The organism is Chromobacterium haemolyticum, assembly GCF_002081825.1.
In the GTDB taxonomy this organism is placed as follows: Bacteria; Pseudomonadota; Gammaproteobacteria; order Burkholderiales; family Chromobacteriaceae; genus Chromobacterium; species Chromobacterium fluminis.
On sequence record NZ_MUKU01000005.1, the window covers coordinates 144,759 to 160,580 of the forward strand.

Below are 15,822 nucleotides of genomic sequence, written 5' to 3' on the forward strand. Positions count from 1 at the left end.
AGGGGCGCGCGCCGCGACCGGCGAGCGCACTACAAGGGGGTAAGGAGATGAAACGCAGCTATCTGGCGGTTGCCGCGGCGGGCATGGGCTTGGGCATGGGCGCTTGGGCGGAGGAGGCCGTCACGCTGGAGCGGGTGACGGTGACCGGCTCCAATATCAAGCGCATCGGCAAGGAAAAGGCCCTGGCGGTGGAGGTGATCAAGAAAGAGGATATCGACAAGACCGGCGCGTCCACCGTGATCCAGTTGCTGGACCGGCTGCCGTCGGTGGGCAGCTTGCTGGCTGGCACCAACTCCGGCAGCTTCGCCGCCGGCGCGGCCACAGCCGGTTTGCGCGGCATGAGCTCCAAGTATGTGCTGGTATTGCTGAACGGCCGTCGCTTGCCCAATTACGCGATGTTCATTAGCGGTACCGACGCCTTCGTCGATCTGAATACCCTGCCGCTGTCGATGATCGAATCGGTGGAGATTCTGCGGGACGGCGCATCGGCCATTTACGGTTCCGACGCGGTGGCTGGCGTGATCAACTTCAAGACCCGGCGCAACTTCCGGGGCGCCGAGGCGACCTTGCGCGGCGGCGGCAATCTGGATGGAGACGGCATCGAGCATGGGCTGAATCTGAGCGGCGGCTTCGGCGATCTGGAACAGGACGGGCAGAACCTGCTGCTGTCTTTCGACGTCTACCACCGCGAGCCGGTGTTCAGCCGCAACCACGACGCCACCCGCAGCAATGATTATCGTTTTCAGGGCGGGCCGGATCTGCGCAGCGGCGCGCAATGGGGCTATTGGAACGACCGCACGCCCAACGCCGACAGAAGCAATGCGCTGGCCAAGCCCTTGCCCGGCTGCCCGCCGTGGAGGCTGACCACCCGGCCCAGCGGAGCTGCGTTGTGCGTGTCCGATGTCGACGAGCTGGGCACGCAGCTGTCGCCGCGCACCAGCCGTTACGGCTTGACGGCCCATTACACCCGGCGTTTGAGCGGCGACGCGGAGTTCTTCGCCGAACTGGGGCTGAACCGCACCGAGACGCCGCTGGATGGCGGCTATTCCTTCGTCCAGACCATAGTCGGCCCGGGCTGGGCGGTGTATCCGCGGGACGGCGGCCTGGCCTCGGTCTACCCGGATTTCAAGCCCACCGACAATCTGCAGATCACCCGCAATCTGTCGGAGAGCGGCCGGCGGCTCAACGAGATCACCAGCGACACGTATCGCGCGGTGCTGGGCGGACGCGCCTTGTGGCGCGACTGGGACTTGGAGAGCTCGTTGAACCTGGGCTTGAACAAGGTGGAGGCGAGGCAGAACAATGTGGTGTTGAACGACGCTTTCCTCGCCATGTTGCGGAACGGCACCGACGGCGGGCCGCTCTATAACCCGTTCTCGCAGCATAACGACGCCGCCGCGCTGCGGCCGTATCTGGCCACCATCGCCAACACGTCCTCGTCGCGTTTGTCGGCGTTTGAATTCAAGGCCAGCAATGAGGAGTGGTTCAGGTTGCCGGCCGGCCCCGCCGGCTTCGCCGCCGGTCTGCAGTGGTCGCATGAGTCGATAGACGCGCAGCCGGACCCGCTGCTGCAAACCGGCAAGATCATGAATTTCGCCGTCCAGCAGAGTCTGCGGGCCAGCCGCTCGGTGCTGTCCGCTTTCAGCGAAGTCAATTTGCCGGTGTTGAAGAATCTGGAGGTCCAGCTGGCGCTGCGCGCCGATCGCTACAACGATTTCGGCGACACCTTCAACCCCAAGCTGGCTTTTTCCTTCCGCCCCTGGGAGCCGGCGATGCTGCGGGGCTCCGTCACCACCGGTTTCAAGGCGCCGACGCTGCCTCAGCTGTACGCGTCGCGCCAGGCCTACACTTCGGTGTACGACTACGCGCAGTGCGCCGACCGCGGCATCGCCCGCGAACGCTGCGGCCTGGCCAGCAATCAGCTGCGCAGCGGCGGCAACCCGGGGCTGAATCCGGAGGAGTCGCGGAACTACGCGCTGGGCCTGGTGCTGCAGCCGACTCCGGCGCTGTCGGCCACCGTGGATTGGTACCGGATCGAGGTGTCCAACACCGTGCAGTCGCTGGACCCGCAATACGTGCTGGACAATCCGGATCGTTTTCCCGGCTTCGTGGCGCGCAAGCCCGCCGATCTTCCCGGCGTAAGGGGGGACATCGACTACATTTCCGCGCCGTACATGAATATTGGCAAGACCCGGACTTCCGGCGTCGACATTGATGTGCAGTACGACTGGTCGCTGGGCGCTTACGGCAAGCTCAAGTTCCGCAACGCGCAAAGCCGCATCTTCAGCTACCGGGAATCGCAGACCGAGACCGATCCGATGCTGGAGTACGCCGACTACGGCGCGCAGCCGCGCTGGAAAAACGTCTTTGAAGTGAGTTACAGCCGGGGCAGCTATTCTTTGGGGCTGACGGCGCGCAGCTACGCGTCTTTCAAGAACCTGTACTCCCAGCTGTACCGCAATGCCGGGGACGTGAAGGAGAGGGTGGGGTCCTACACCGCGCTGGATATCAATTTCGGCCTGAAGCCGAGCAAGGGCTTCAGCGTCAGTGGCGGCATACGCAATCTGGGTAACCGGATGCCCAGTTACGCCACCGGCGCCGGCTTCAGCGGCGGGGCGGCCGCTTACTCCGGCCCCGCCACCGATCTATGGGGGAGGATGTTGTACCTGTCCGGCCGTTACGTATTCTAGGAGGGCGCATAGGCCGCGGGCATGGCGAAGCGAGGCCGTCGGAGCGAGGTTAGCGCAGGTGCTGCGGCGTCAAGGTATCGGGGGCGGGGCTGACCGCGTTGCGGCCTGAGCGTTTGGCGATGTAGAGCGCGCTATCGGCGTCTTCATAGAAAGTGCGGCCGTTGTCATCCGTTTCCGGTACCCGGGCGGCGACGCCAATGCTGCAAGTGACTTTGCGTAGGGGGCTCTTCAAATGAGGCAGCTCCAGCTCTTCCAGTCGTGCGCGGAAGCCTTCCGCCGCGGCCACCGCTTGGTCCTGGCCGCATTCTTCCAGCAGCACGCCGAATTCTTCTCCGCCCAGCCGCGCCACGATGTGGCGACGGGTGCTGAAGTAGGCGTTCAGCTCTTGCGCCAGCCGTTGCAGGATCAGATCGCCGGCGTAATGGCCGTAGTGGTCGTTGTAACCTTTGAAGTTGTCCACGTCCAGGATCAAGAGCGCCAGGGTTTTTCCGGCGGCGCGGTGTTTGTCCAGCGTCGGCGCCAGGATCTCGTCGAAGTGCCGGCGGTTGTAAAGTCCGGTGAGGCCGTCGGTGTTGGCTTGCAACAAAAGCTTGGATTGCCGCGACACGAAGCGGACGCTGCCGGCCAGCCACAGCAGGATGGCGGTGGTGACGCCGCTCCAGAAAACCGAAGCCAGCGTCAGCAGCAAGACGCTGAGCACCAGCACGCCACAGGAGGCCAGCAGATAGGCCGGCAGAATGCCTTGGCGGTGTTTGTAGCGGCAGAGCAGCAGGTCTAGCAGCAAGATGGCCAGCGCGTTGATAAGGGCCTTCCATCCCAGAGGTAGCGGCACGGGGGTGTTGTCCTGCTGTAAGCCGTAGAGCAGGAAGGCGTTGATTTCCACACCCGGCATGCCGCGGTTGTTGGCCGACAGAGGCGTGGCGTGGATGTCGCCCAGGCCGGTGGCGGTGGCGCCCACCAGGACGATCTTGCCGGCAAAGAAGGACGGTGGCAGTTGATTGAGCGCGTCGATATAGGATACCTGCTGGAATGGCGGGGAGCCTGTCAGATAAGGCACCATTACAGGGTCTTCGCGCAGCCAGCTGTCGGGTTTGCCATGCGGCATCGCCATTTTCTGCTGCTCGGACTGACGCTGGCCATTGGCCAAGTCCAGCACCGCCTGCGCGAAATTGGGGTGGTGGGGAGAGCCCAGGCCCGCTTTCAGATAGACGCGGCGTATCACGCCGTCGCTGTCCAGCTCGTAGTCGGTGTGGCCCAGGCCGGCGCTGGCCGCGGCGATGCCGGGCAAGGGGCGGGTCTCGGTCAGACGGTTGTCCTGCATTTCCGGAAACACCGGACTGATGACTTTGCCGTTGCGGCGGATGGCGTCGGCCAGCGCTTGATCCGATTCCGGCATATTGTGCGAGGGCTCGGCCAACACAATGTCCAGGCCCACGGCCTTGGCCTGCGCCAGCTTGTCCACCAACTGGGCGTGATACTCGCGCGGCCAGGGCCAGCGGCCCAGTTCCGACAAGCTGCGCTCGTCCACCGCGATGACGACGATGTCGCTGGTCTGGGTATGGTTGGACTTGATCCGTATCAGTCCGTCGTACAGCCAGAAGTCCAGCCGCAGCAATAGGCCGGAGAGAGTCAGCAGGGCCGCGAGCAGGGCCAGCAAAAAAGGCAACAAGCGCAGAATCTTGTCGCGATAGTAAGTTAGCATGTTGCCATTCTAGGGAAGTTTTCCGGGAAGAGTGAGCATTTCTTGCTCTTCCGTCGCCAAGTAGCCGTGCTCTCCTTCTATCTTGACGCTTGCCTTGTATTGTCCGGCTGGCAAGGCTTCCAGCGCCTTTAGCTCCCATTGCGGCCTGTCGCTGCTCAGCGAGAACGGCTGCGCGTTGGCGGCCTGGGCAGCAGTGAGCGTCAGCGTGTAGCGCGCGTGCGCAATGGGATAGGGGCGGGCGGCCAGCACCGGGGTGGTTTTGTCCAGACGGCTGAGCCAGCCCTTGGACTCCACTTTTTGCGCGGCGGAGAAAGGGCCCGGTTGGCCTTGCGCGTCCAGCCGCGCGAGCCTCCAGTACCAGATGCCGGACTCCGGCAATTCGGCTTTGAACTCGGCCTCGGTCACGGTCTGTTCCAGCAGCGGCTGGGCGAAATCCGGCTGGCGCGAAATCTGCAGCCGCAGCGGGCGTTCCGCGCTGGCGTCCACCCGCAAGGTCAGGGATTTGCCGCGCAGCTGGATGCCGTCCGCGTGCGTGAATAACAGCGGTGGGAGCGGGTAGGCTTGCAGCTTGAAGCTGCGCGTGCTGTCGTAGCCTTCCAGGCCGGAGCGGTTCTTGGCGCGGACGTGCAGCACGTAATCGCCGTTGCCCGGCAGGCGTGGATAGTAGCGCGGCGCCTGCAGCTGGCGCTCGGCCAGGCGCTTCTTGCCGCTCAGCGTCACGCGGTAGGAGGCGGCGCGCTCGTCGCGCTGCCACTCCAGCGGCGGCGGGTTGAATTGGTTGTTGTCCGCCACGGTGGACAGGTCCGGCGGAGGCGGCAATTCCTCGGGCTTGCTAGGTCCGCTTTTGCGGCTGGACAGGGTGCCGAAGCCGGCCGGCACGTCCACCTTGCGGCGGCGGCCCTTGACCTCTACGCTTCCTTTGAGCACTTCCGCCAAAGTGTCTTCGCCGCCGGAGGCGTTGACGCGGAATTCTGTGCCGCGCACGGTGGTGACCGCCGACGGGGTGCGGATCTCGTAGCGGCTGGGCATCAAGATGTTGGGAATCACCGAATTGCCGGTGCTGCCGTTGTTCAGCTTGATCTGAGACTGGATTGCCCCGGTGCTGGGATAGTAGACCTGAGTTTGCAGGCTTAAGTCCGTGTTGGCGTTGATTACCAGCGAAGAGCCGTCGACGAAGCGCAGTTTGATCATGGCGTCGTTTCCGGTCGTGAAACGGGTGCCTTTGGGGTATTTTTTGCCCACCGCCAGATCCAGCGGCTTGCCCTTGGCGTCGGTCGCGGTGGGCTCTCCGGACATTTCTTCCAGCGTGGCGTCGGATTGCGCTTGCTTGATCCAGGGGTAGGGGACCCGCAAGATGCTGCCGGGGATCAGCCGATAAGGATTGGCGATACGATTTCTGGCTTGCAGCTTCGGCACATAAGCGGGAGACGACAAATGCTCGGCCGCCAGCGACCACAGATTATCGCCGTTTTTGACCGTATATTCCCAGATAGCCTTGTCGGCGGGGTCGCCTGCCAGGGCCAGCGTGCTGGCGAAGCAGCCAGTCGCCAGGATTAAATTGCGCATAGTTGAATCTCTTTATATGGAATGCAGAAAGTCAACCAAAAGTATCACCGTAGCCTAGACGCATTGCAAGCTGATAAGCAATAGAATGGTAGTTGCTTGTCCTAAATTGGGAGATAAGCGAATGCTAGCTTGAAATATGCGACGCAAAATGCAAAAAAGCAGCCTAAAGGCTGCTTCTTTACAATGCTTGGCGGAGTGGACGGGACTCGAACCCGCGACCCCCGGCGTGACAGGCCGGTATTCTAACCAACTGAACTACCACTCCAGCAATTGGTGGGCGGTACTGGACTCGAACCAGCGACCCCTGCCGTGTGAAGGCAGTGCTCTACCAACTGAGACTAACCGCCCGAAACTGTTGCACCGTTTCCGGGTGCTGCTTTTAAGACTGTTGGCGGAGTGGACGGGACTCGAACCCGCGACCCCCGGCGTGACAGGCCGGTATTCTAACCAACTGAACTACCACTCCAACCGAAACTTTGGTGGGCGTTGACGGAGTCGAACCGCCGACATTCTGCTTGTAAGGCAGACGCTCTACCAACTGAGCTAAACGCCCGAATCCGGGTACTGCTTCAATACTGTTGGCGGAGTGGACGGGACTCGAACCCGCGACCCCCGGCGTGACAGGCCGGTATTCTAACCAACTGAACTACCACTCCAACCGAAACTTTGGTGGGCGTTGACGGAGTCGAACCGCCGACATTCTGCTTGTAAGGCAGACGCTCTACCAACTGAGCTAAACGCCCGAATCCGGGTACTGCTTCAATACTGTTGGCGGAGTGGACGGGACTCGAACCCGCGACCCCCGGCGTGACAGGCCGGTATTCTAACCAACTGAACTACCACTCCAACCGTAAAACTTTGGTGGGCGTTGACGGAGTCGAACCGCCGACATTCTGCTTGTAAGGCAGACGCTCTACCAACTGAGCTAAACGCCCTGAATCCTTTTCGCTGCTGCGTTTGCGTTTCAGCGAGGAGGCGAATTAAAACACAGGGTTTAAGCTTGCGCAAGTGGTCTGTCGGCAAATTTTTGCAAGCAACGGCAATTTCGAATAAAAGCTCCAAAATTTAATGTTTTTGTCAGACAGAAAGGTGACGCCGACTTTGTCGCTAAGGTATCATGCCGCCATTAGCTATTTATCGGATGACGTTAAGAATGAAGCCGACCTTTCTCGATTTTGAGCAGCCTATTGCCGAGCTCGAGAACAAAATAGAAGAACTTCGCTATGTTCAGGACGATTCGGTGCTGGACATCTCCGAGGAGATCGCGCGCTTGCAGAAGAAGAGCCAGGACTTGACCAAGACGCTCTACGCCAAGCTGACGCCGTCTCAAATCGCCATGGTGGCGCGCCATCCGCAGCGCCCTTACGCGCTCGACTATATAGAGAGTATTTTCACCGACTTCGAAGAGCTGCACGGCGACCGCGCGTTTGCCGATGATGCCGCCATCGTGGGCGGTCTGGCGCGTTTCAACGGCCAGTCGGTGATGGTGATCGGCCAGCAGAAGGGCCGGGACACCAAGGAAAAGATCCGCCGCAATTTCGGCATGCCTCACCCGGAAGGCTATCGAAAGGCCCTGCGCCTGATGAAGCTGGCCGAGAAGTTCGGCATCCCGGTAATCACCTTGGTGGACACTACCGGCGCGTGGCCCGGCATTGGCGCGGAAGAGCGCGGCCAATCCGAAGCCATTGGCCGCAATCTCTATGAAATGACCCGCTTGCGCGTGCCTGTCATCGTCACGGTGATAGGCGAGGGCGGTTCGGGCGGCGCTTTGGCCATCGCGGTGGGCGATTGCGTCAACATGCTGCAATACGCTACTTACTCGGTGATTTCGCCTGAAGGCTGCGCTTCCATCTTGTGGAAGACCGCCGAACGCGCGTCCGACGCCGCGGAGGCTCTGGGCATTACCGCGCCGCGCTTGAAGACCTTGGGTCTGATCGACCGCGTGGTCAACGAGCCCGTGGGCGGCGCGCATCGCGATCACGCTCAAATGATGGCGACGCTGAAGCGAGTGCTGCAGGAAGAGTTGAAAGACTTGACCAGCAAGCCGATCGACGAGTTGCTGAAAACCCGTTTCGACAGATTGATGAGTTATGGCCGCTTCAAGGAAGCCGCAGCCTGACCCGCTCGAATCACTGTTAAGCCATTGGCCGGACGAATTGTCCGGCCAATGTGCTTTTGAGGTGGGCTTGAGCGGAGGCCTGGATTCGGTGGCGCTGCTGGCCTTGCTCTGCCGCGCGCGCGCGCGCCGTCCCGAGTTGGAGATCCGCGCGGTGCACGTGCACCATGGTTTGAGTCCAAACGCCGACGCCTGGGCCGAACATTGCCGCGTCTTGTGCGCGACATTGGACGCGCCTTTGCGGGTGGAGCGGGTGAGCGTGGTCTTGAGCGGCGGCGATAGCCTGGAGGCGGTGGCCCGCGAGGCGCGCTATCAAGCGTACCGGCGCTCCGCCGCCGGCGTGGTGGTCTTGGCGCATCATCTGGACGACCAGGCGGAAACCGTGCTGCTGCAATTGCTGCGCGGCGGCGGCGCGCGCGCCTTGGCGGCGATGCCGGCCTTGCGCAAGCTGGAGGCGGAGGGCCCCTGGTTGTGGCGGCCCTTGCTGGGCTTGCGCAGGCGGCAGCTGGAGGACTTTGTCCGGGCTCAGGGCTTGAGCTGGGTTGAGGACGAAAGCAATCTGGACGAGCGCTGGCGGCGTAATTTTCTACGCCAGCGTTTGCTGCCGCAACTGGAGGCGGCGGTTCCGGATTATCGTCGTCATCTGACGCGCTCGGCCGGCTTGCTGTCGGACGCCGCCGCGGTGTTGGACGAGGTGGCGGCGCAGGATCTGGCCGTTTGTCGCAATGACGGTGGTCTGGATTTGATCCGCTGGCGCGCTTTGTCCGCGGCCAGGCAGCGCCAGACGCTGCTGGCCTGGTTGCGCGATTTGGGTTGGCCGGCCCCGGAGCCGGATGCGCTGGCGGAGTTTCAGCGCCAGGCGCTGGAGGCCGGCGCCGGCAGTTGTCCGCGGCTGAGTCTGGCGCGGGGCTTGCTGTACCGTTACCGCGATGGCCTGTTCGCCTTGTCGGCGCTGCCGGCTCCGGGAGCCGTGGCGCTTGGACCGGTGGACCCGGCGACGGAGCGCGTGTCGGCGGAGTGGGGCGGGGCGCTGAGTTGGGATTGGCGGCCGCGCGGCCTGTCGGCGGACACGCTGGCGCGAGGCTTGATTCTGCGGCCGCGCGAGGGCGGAGAGCGCTTGATGTCGGGGGTTGGGCGCAAGCCTGTGAAGAGCTTTCTGCAGGAGGCCGGCATTGCGCCGCCCTTGCGCGAGCGCTGGCCGCTGCTGTGCGACGCCGCCGGGCATCTGCTGGCGCTGCCAGGCGTGGTGGTGGATTCTGAATTAGCCACCGAGCCGGGCTGGTGGCCGCAGTGGCGGCTGCTGCCCACGGCGCCGCGCTGATGCGAAAAACGCCCGCCGATTCGGCGGGCGTTTTGCATTTGCAATGTCATGTCCCGCGACACGGGCCAGACTTTGAACAGGTTTTTAGGCGGCGCTCAGCGGCAGGCTGACGATGCCCTCATCGTCCAGCCGCAGATAGCCGCCCTGATCGCCATGCCAATCCTGGATCACCCAGCGCTCGGATTCTCCATGCCGGTGGGTTGCAGGGCGGTGGGTGTGGCCGTGGATCAGCGTTGGCCAGTCGTGCTCGGCCAGCAGCGCTTCGACGGCGTCGGCGGCGACGTCCGAAATCTCAGTCAGCCCGTTTTGCCGTTTGGCCATTTCGCTTTGCTGGCGCGCTTGGCGAGCGATCGCGTGGCGCTCGGCCAGCGGCCGAGCCAGCATCGCCTGCTGCCACTGAGGGTTGCGGCTGACGGCCCGAAATTGCTGGTAGGCGGTGTCGCCGGTGCACAGCGCGTCGCCGTGGCTGAGCAGGCAGCGACGGCCATGGGCTTCAATCAAGGTGGGATCGTTCAGCAGCCGCGCGCCGCTGCGTTGACAGAAGCCCTCGCCCAGCAGGAAGTCGCGGTTGCCATGCATCACATACAGCGGCGTGATGGCGGCGAAGGCGCGCATCGCGGCCAGCGGCGTTTCCAGAAACGGCGAATCGTCGTCGTCGCCCACCCAGTATTCGAACAGATCGCCCAGGATGTAGAGCGCGTCGATCCGGCCTTGCCAGGCTTGCAGCGTGTCCAAAAACAAGCGGTTCAGCGCCGGTGTGTCGTCCGCCAGGTGCAGGTCGGAAATGAAGTGAATGGCCATGTCGCGTGCGGATGAGTTGAAGCCCGGCCGGGCGGCCGGGCTGGGAGCGCCGCGCGTTGCGCGGCGTCTGCGAATCAAATGATTTCGGCTTTCTCGATCACCACGGCTTCGGCCGGCACGTCCTGATGCGGGCCGCTGCGACCGGTGCGCACAGCCTTGATGCTGTCCACCACGTCCTGGCCTTCCACAACCTGGCCAAACACGGCGTAGCCCCAGCCTTGGGCGCTTTCCGATTTGAAATCCAGGAAGTCGTTGTCGGACACGTTAATGAAGAACTGGGCGGATGCCGAGTGCGGGTCCATGGTGCGGGCCATGGCCACGGTGTAGGTCTTGTTGGACAGGCCGTTGTTGGCCTCGTTCTCGATCGGCGCGTTGGTCGGCTTTTGCGACATGTCGGCGGTGAAGCCGCCGCCCTGGATCATGAAGCCGTTGATCACGCGGTGGAAGATGGTGCCGTCGTAATGGCCGCTCTTTACGTACTCTTCAAAGTTGGCGGCGGTTTTCGGGGCTTTGTCGGCGAACAGTTCCAGTACGATGGCGCCGAAGTTGGTGGTCAGTTTGATCATGGTGTTTCCTTGATGACGGGCAGGCCGGTTAGCGGCCTGCCGGTATGAAAGAGGTTGCGGAAAAGCTTAAGGCTTGATGGTGACTTTCTGAATCACAATAGGCTCGAACGGCACGTCGCTCATGCCGTTCATGCTGCCGGTGCGGGTCTTGGCGATGCGGTTGACCACGTCCATGCCGCGGGTCACCTTGCCGAACACGGCATAGCCGGCGCCTTGGGGCGTCGGGGATTTGTAGTCGAGAAAGTCGTTGTTGGCCACGTTGATGAAGAACTGGGCGGTGGCGGAATTCGGGTCCGCGGTGCGGGCCATGGCGATGGTGCCAATGCCGTTCTTCAGGCCGTTGTTGGCCTCGTTGGCGATGGCGGCGCGGGTGGGTTTTTGATTCAGCTTGGTGTCGAAGCCGCCGCCCTGGATCATGAAGCCGTCAATCACGCGGTGGAACACGGTGCCGTTGTAGTGGCCGGCCTTGGCGTAGGCGACGAAGTTTTCCACGGTCTTGGGCGCTTTGGCCGAGTCCAGCGCAATCTCGATATTGCCCTTGTTCGTGATCATTTCCACTGTCGGCGAGGCCAGGGCCACGGCGGGCAGCGCGCTCAACGCCAGCATGCTCAGCATTCGTTTCATGGTTGCTTTATTCAACAGGGTTATGAGGAGCCGCCAATATTAGCACAGCCTTTTGATTCAGCGCATGGCGCGGTCTGCTTATGCTTTTTGCGTGTTGTGGTCTTCTTGTTTTTTTAAAAAATAGTATTTAGACTCCACTCCCTAAAAATTGTGTGATCGCTATCTATTTAAATAGCATAACTTCCGCGCGCAAGCGCGGTTTCCATAACAAAGGCGGCAGCCGCCGCCGGGGTAGATATAAAAAAATGAAAGCATTCGCACCTTCCTCCGTTCGCATTATTCCCGCGCTGGTGGCCGGCCTTCTGGCGGCCGCGCCGCTGGCTCACGCAGCCGGTTTCCAATTGTCCGAGCAGAGCGTGACAGGCTTGGGCCGCGCCCACGCCGGCGCCGGCATGGTGGGCGACGACTTGTCCGCCGTATTCTACAACCCGGCCGGCATGACTCTGCTTGAAGGCACACAGGTGCAAGGCGGTTTCACTTACGCTGAAATCGACGCGCCGTTTGAAGGCAAGGGCGGCTTCCCGGCCGCGCGCCAAGGCAGCGACAACGGCCGCGCCAAGGCCGAGGTGATCCCCAACGCTTATCTGGTGCATCAGTTGAACGACCGCGTCCGCCTGGGCCTGGGCATCACCGTGCCCTTCGGTCTTGGCGCCAGCTATGGCGATAACTGGGTGGGCCGCAACCACGGCATTTCCAGTTCCATCATGACCGTGGACTTCAACCCGTCCTTTGCTTACAAACTGGACGACAAGTGGAGCTTCGGCGCCGGCGTGTCGGCTCAATACGCCAAGGCCGATCTGAAGCAGGGCGCGTTCTTCCAGGGTGCCACCGGCGAGATCGACGCCGACAGCTGGGCCTACGGTTACAACCTGGGCTTGATGTACGCGTTCAATCAGGACAACCGCGTTGGTCTGTCCTATCGCTCCAAGCTGAACCACAAGGCGCGCGGCGATTACAAAGCCAGTGGCTTCAACCAAGCCTCGCTGCCGGGTACTTCGATCCCGTTGCCGCAAAAGTTCCACATTGACGGCACCTACGCAGGCGGCGCCGACGTCACCACGCCGGAATCGCTGCTGCTGTCCGGCTTCAGCCGTCTGAACAGCAAATGGGCCTTGAGCGCCACCGCGCGCTGGACCAACTGGAGCCGCTTCGACCAACTGGTTATCAAGGGCAACCCGATAGCTGAGACCGTTATCGACAACCACTGGAAAGCCAGCTGGCTGTTCTCGGTGGGCGCCGACTACACCTTCAACGAGCAACTGACGCTGCGCAGCGGCGTGGGTTATGAAACCAGCCCGGTGCGCGACGCCAGCTATCGCAACCCGCTGATTCCGGACACCGACCGCGTCTGGCTGAGCCTGGGCGCCAGCTATAAGGCCAGCAAGCAGCTGACCGTAGACGCCGGCTACACCTATCTGATGGGCGTGGGCGACCGCGACATCAACCATACCGCCGCGAGCCCGTTGGGCAACGGCGACACGCTGCAAGGCTCTTACAGCTCCATCCGCGGCCACCTGCTGGGCGTGCAGATGCAGTACAAGTTCTAATCCAAGAAAGCATGACTTTCCCGCCGCCGCCGGCTTCGCCCGCGGCGGTTTTTTCATGCACGGGGGTGCGGTTTGCCCAACGGCAGGCTAGAGTAGGGCGCTGTGCTTCATGGAGCGTCTCTCCTCATGTCCGTTGCATCTTCCCCATGGCTGCGGCTGAGCCCGCTGGCCGGCTTGCTGCCCTATCTGCGTCCGTACCGGCTGCGCGCCTGGTTGGCCCTGCTGGCCCTGATCGTGGCCGCCGCCGCCACCTTGCTGCTGCCGGTGGCTTTTCGCTTCCTGATCGACCACGGCTTCAGCCAGCGCGCGGCGGCGGATATCAACCGCTATTTCCTCGGCCTGTTTGGCGTGGCGACGGTGTTGGCGCTGGCCACCGCGCTGCGCTTTTATTGCGTGTCCTGGCTGGGCGAGCGCGTCACCGCCGACATCCGTCGAGCGGTGTACCAACATGTGATCCGGGTTAGCCCGGAATACTTTGAAGTCACCCAGACAGGCGAAGTGCTGTCCCGGCTGACCACCGACACCACTCTGGTGCAGACGGTGATCGGCACCAGCCTGTCCATGGGCCTGCGCAACGCCTTGCTGATGTTGGGCGGCCTGGCCATGTTGATGGCCACCAGCCCCAGCCTGACCGCTTACATCCTGGTGACGCTCTTGCTGGTGGTCTTGCCCATCGTGGTCTTCGGGCGCAGGGTGCGGACCTTGTCCCGCTCCAGTCAGGACCGCATCGCGGATTCCAGCGCCATCGCCGGCGAAACCCTGAATGCGATTCCGACGGTGCAGGCTTTCAATCAGCAGGCGCGGGAAAGCCGGCGCTTCGGGGAATCGGTGGAAACCAGTTTCGACGCCGCGCTGGCGCGGATCCGCGCCCGCTCCTGGCTGACCGTGGCGGTGATTCTCCTGATCTTCGGCGCCATTGTTTTCGTTCTATGGCTGGGCGCGCACGCGGTGCTGGAGGGCACGATGAGCGCCGGCCAGCTGGGGCAATTCATCTTGTACGCGGTGGTCACCGCCGGCGCCATCGGCGCGCTGGCGGAAGTGTGGGGGGATGTGCAGCGGGCGGCTGGCGCCACCGAGCGGCTGATGGAATTGTTGTCCCTGCGTTCGCCGGTGACGGAGCCGGCCGCGCCGCGGGCTCTGCCGCCCGGGCCCGCCGGCCTGGAGCTGCGCGATGTCGATTTCGCCTACCCGTCCCGCCCTGGTCAGCCTTCGCTCAGCGGCGTCCGGCTTAGCGTGCGCCCCGGCGAGCATGTGGCGCTGGTGGGCCCGTCCGGCGCGGGCAAGTCCACCTTGTTTCAGCTCTTGCTGCGGTTTTACGATCCTCAGCAGGGACAGGTATTGCTGGGTGGCGTGGATGTGCGCGAACTGTCGTTTGCCGATTTGCGCGGTCATGTGGGCGTGGTATTGCAGGATTCGGTGATTTTCGGCGCCAGCGCCTTGGAGAACATCCGCTACGGCAAACCGGAGGCCAGCGATGAGGAAGTGCGGGCCGCGGCCCGCGCCGCCGCCGCGGACGGCTTCATCGAAAAGCTGCCGCAGGGCTACGATACGTATCTGGGCGAGCGCGGCGTGCGTTTGTCCGGCGGCCAACGCCAGCGCATCGCCATCGCCCGCGCCATTCTGAAGAATCCGCCTTTGTTGCTGCTGGACGAAGCCACCAGCGCCTTGGACGCTGAATCGGAACAATTGGTGCAACAGGCACTGGAACGGGCCGCGCAAAATCGCACCACCCTGGTGATCGCTCACCGGCTGGCTACGGTCAAACAGGCGGACCGCATCGTGGTGCTGGACCAGGGCCGCATCGTGGCGGAGGGCAACCATCAGAGCCTGTTGGCCGGCTCGCCCTTGTACGCGCGGCTGGCGGCTTTGCAGTTCGCCGACGGCGGCGCTTGAGAGTCTGTTTGATGCCTGCCGCGTTTGATGGAAGGCCGTACGGCGAGTATGGAGAACCTATTCAAAGCCTGCTGCGTTTCGTGGAGCGTTGCACGGTGAGTACAAGCTCAAAATGCTCATGTACCCCTTGTACACTCCGCTTTTTCGCTCGTTTTCGCCTTGTCTCGCTCTTGCTCGCAGGAGCGTAAACACGTTCTAAAGCCGCTGATGCGCCCAGATGGTGGAAGGTGGCCGAGTTTGCGCTAGCGGGCATCGAGGCGGGCGGTGGTACACTGCCGGCCTCGCAACTGAATCAAAAGGATGGCTATTGTGTCTGCCCACACTCCGGAAGCCCAAACCGCCCTGAACCCTACGCCGCTGCTGGCGCAAATATTGGCTGCTCACGGCTTGCCTTGTCAGGAAGCTAAGGGCTGGTTGTTGCCGCACGGCCAGTTGCCGGCTATCGGCGCTCATTGGACGCCGGGGGAGAACAATGGCCGGTTGGATGTCCACGTGCTGTTGGACAACGATATCCGCATGATGGAAAGCTTCGCGGGTCTGGGCGCTGGACAGGAAGGGCTGAACGACGCCCTGGAAAACTTCAGCGCCAACGTGCTGCATGTGCTGTTGGCCGGCCTATGGGGCATCGCCGACGAGGCCCAGGTCACTGAACGACGCTGGGAAATCGCCGGCCGAGAATATATGGCCTACATTGGCAACTTCGGTTTGCGCGGCGCCGCCGAGCGGCTGGAGCAGTCTTTGTTCGAGGCGCTGTTCCGCCAGGCAGCCACCGCGCTGCGAGCGGAAACGCTGGGGGGCGACGCGCATTGGTCCCGGCTGTTCTTCTGCAATCTGAACGGCGAGTTCGTCTCCGAGGCGCTGTTGGACAATCAGCGCTGGGAAGCGGGCCTGAGTCTACTGGACGCGCTGCCGTGGCCGACGGCCCAGGGCTATTACAGTTTGCGCCACTTTATGCTGCTGCGCGCGGTGTGAGGCGGTTGTGGAGTGCAGATCGTG

11 protein-coding genes and 8 tRNA genes are annotated in these 15,822 nt (G+C 62.9%); 6 read left to right on the plus strand and 13 right to left on the minus strand.

Translation table 11 applies throughout. The features are described from left to right. Window positions 1–47: 47 nt before the first annotated feature. On the plus strand, window positions 48–2,690 hold the full coding sequence (locus B0T39_RS05140) for a TonB-dependent receptor plug domain-containing protein (RefSeq protein ID WP_081545111.1): 2,643 nt from the start codon (window positions 48–50) through the stop codon (window positions 2,688–2,690). Window positions 2,691–2,739: 49 nt separating this feature from the next. Here B0T39_RS05140 and B0T39_RS05145 read toward each other — a convergent pair whose 3' ends face one another. From B0T39_RS05145 to B0T39_RS05190, 10 genes are all read right to left on the minus strand, one after another. Beyond that, complete coding sequence (locus tag B0T39_RS05145) at window positions 2,740–4,392, minus strand: CHASE2 domain-containing protein (protein ID WP_081545112.1); 1,653 nt, start codon at window positions 4,390–4,392, stop codon at window positions 2,740–2,742. A gap of 9 nt (window positions 4,393–4,401) precedes the next feature. Beyond that, window positions 4,402–5,958, minus strand: a complete 1,557-nt coding sequence (locus tag B0T39_RS05150; protein ID WP_081545113.1) for a FecR family protein — start codon at window positions 5,956–5,958, stop codon at window positions 4,402–4,404. A 188-nt stretch (window positions 5,959–6,146) separates the two neighbouring features. Continuing rightward, window positions 6,147–6,223: transfer RNA gene (locus tag B0T39_RS05155), tRNA-Asp, on the minus strand. Window positions 6,224–6,229: 6 nt separating this feature from the next. Continuing rightward, window positions 6,230–6,306: transfer RNA gene (locus B0T39_RS05160), tRNA-Val, on the minus strand. 41 nt (window positions 6,307–6,347) lie between these two features. Then, window positions 6,348–6,424: transfer RNA gene (locus tag B0T39_RS05165), tRNA-Asp, on the minus strand. 11 nt (window positions 6,425–6,435) lie between these two features. Continuing rightward, window positions 6,436–6,511: transfer RNA gene (locus B0T39_RS05170), tRNA-Val, on the minus strand. A 26-nt stretch (window positions 6,512–6,537) separates the two neighbouring features. Further along, window positions 6,538–6,614: transfer RNA gene (locus B0T39_RS05175), tRNA-Asp, on the minus strand. An 11-nt stretch (window positions 6,615–6,625) separates the two neighbouring features. Further along, window positions 6,626–6,701: transfer RNA gene (locus B0T39_RS05180), tRNA-Val, on the minus strand. A gap of 26 nt (window positions 6,702–6,727) precedes the next feature. Further along, a tRNA-Asp gene (locus tag B0T39_RS05185) sits at window positions 6,728–6,804 on the minus strand. A 13-nt stretch (window positions 6,805–6,817) separates the two neighbouring features. Further along, window positions 6,818–6,893 (minus strand) — tRNA-Val (locus tag B0T39_RS05190). Window positions 6,894–7,111: 218 nt separating this feature from the next. On the opposite strand from B0T39_RS05190, the gene B0T39_RS05195 reads away from it, so the two are divergent. Both B0T39_RS05195 and tilS read left to right on the plus strand, forming a co-directional pair. Further along, window positions 7,112–8,077 (plus strand): acetyl-CoA carboxylase carboxyltransferase subunit alpha, encoded by a 966-nt coding sequence (locus tag B0T39_RS05195; protein WP_019101652.1) that lies wholly within the window; start codon window positions 7,112–7,114, stop codon window positions 8,075–8,077. A gap of 61 nt (window positions 8,078–8,138) precedes the next feature. Beyond that, on the plus strand, window positions 8,139–9,395 hold the full coding sequence (gene tilS / locus B0T39_RS05200; protein ID WP_254894494.1) for a tRNA lysidine(34) synthetase TilS: 1,257 nt from the start codon (window positions 8,139–8,141) through the stop codon (window positions 9,393–9,395). 84 nt (window positions 9,396–9,479) lie between these two features. On the opposite strand, the gene B0T39_RS05205 is transcribed toward tilS, so the two are convergent. The 3 genes from B0T39_RS05205 to B0T39_RS05215 all read right to left on the minus strand — a co-directional run bounded on the left by B0T39_RS05205 (window position 9,480) and on the right by B0T39_RS05215 (window position 11,386). Beyond that, complete coding sequence (locus B0T39_RS05205) at window positions 9,480–10,196, minus strand: UDP-2,3-diacylglucosamine diphosphatase (protein ID WP_081545115.1); 717 nt, start codon at window positions 10,194–10,196, stop codon at window positions 9,480–9,482. 74 nt (window positions 10,197–10,270) lie between these two features. Then, window positions 10,271–10,762 carry a peptidylprolyl isomerase gene (locus B0T39_RS05210; RefSeq protein ID WP_019101655.1) on the minus strand — a complete coding sequence of 164 codons (492 nt, stop codon included), beginning with the start codon at window positions 10,760–10,762 and terminating at the stop codon, window positions 10,271–10,273. A 66-nt stretch (window positions 10,763–10,828) separates the two neighbouring features. Next, a complete protein-coding gene (locus B0T39_RS05215; RefSeq protein ID WP_043639530.1) occupies window positions 10,829–11,386 on the minus strand; it encodes a peptidylprolyl isomerase in 558 nt (185 codons plus the stop codon). Between the two features lie 245 nt (window positions 11,387–11,631). Here B0T39_RS05215 and B0T39_RS05220 point away from each other — a divergent pair, with 245 nt between their 5' ends. The 3 genes from B0T39_RS05220 to B0T39_RS05230 all read left to right on the plus strand — a co-directional run bounded on the left by B0T39_RS05220 (window position 11,632) and on the right by B0T39_RS05230 (window position 15,798). Further along, window positions 11,632–12,933, plus strand: a complete 1,302-nt coding sequence (locus tag B0T39_RS05220; RefSeq protein WP_043639534.1) for an OmpP1/FadL family transporter — start codon at window positions 11,632–11,634, stop codon at window positions 12,931–12,933. A 126-nt stretch (window positions 12,934–13,059) separates the two neighbouring features. Beyond that, a complete protein-coding gene (locus tag B0T39_RS05225; RefSeq protein ID WP_081545116.1) occupies window positions 13,060–14,826 on the plus strand; it encodes an ABC transporter transmembrane domain-containing protein in 1,767 nt (588 codons plus the stop codon). Between the two features lie 309 nt (window positions 14,827–15,135). Then, window positions 15,136–15,798 (plus strand): DUF6348 family protein, encoded by a 663-nt coding sequence (locus tag B0T39_RS05230; RefSeq protein WP_141111092.1) that lies wholly within the window; start codon window positions 15,136–15,138, stop codon window positions 15,796–15,798. Window positions 15,799–15,822: the final 24 nt, after the last annotated feature.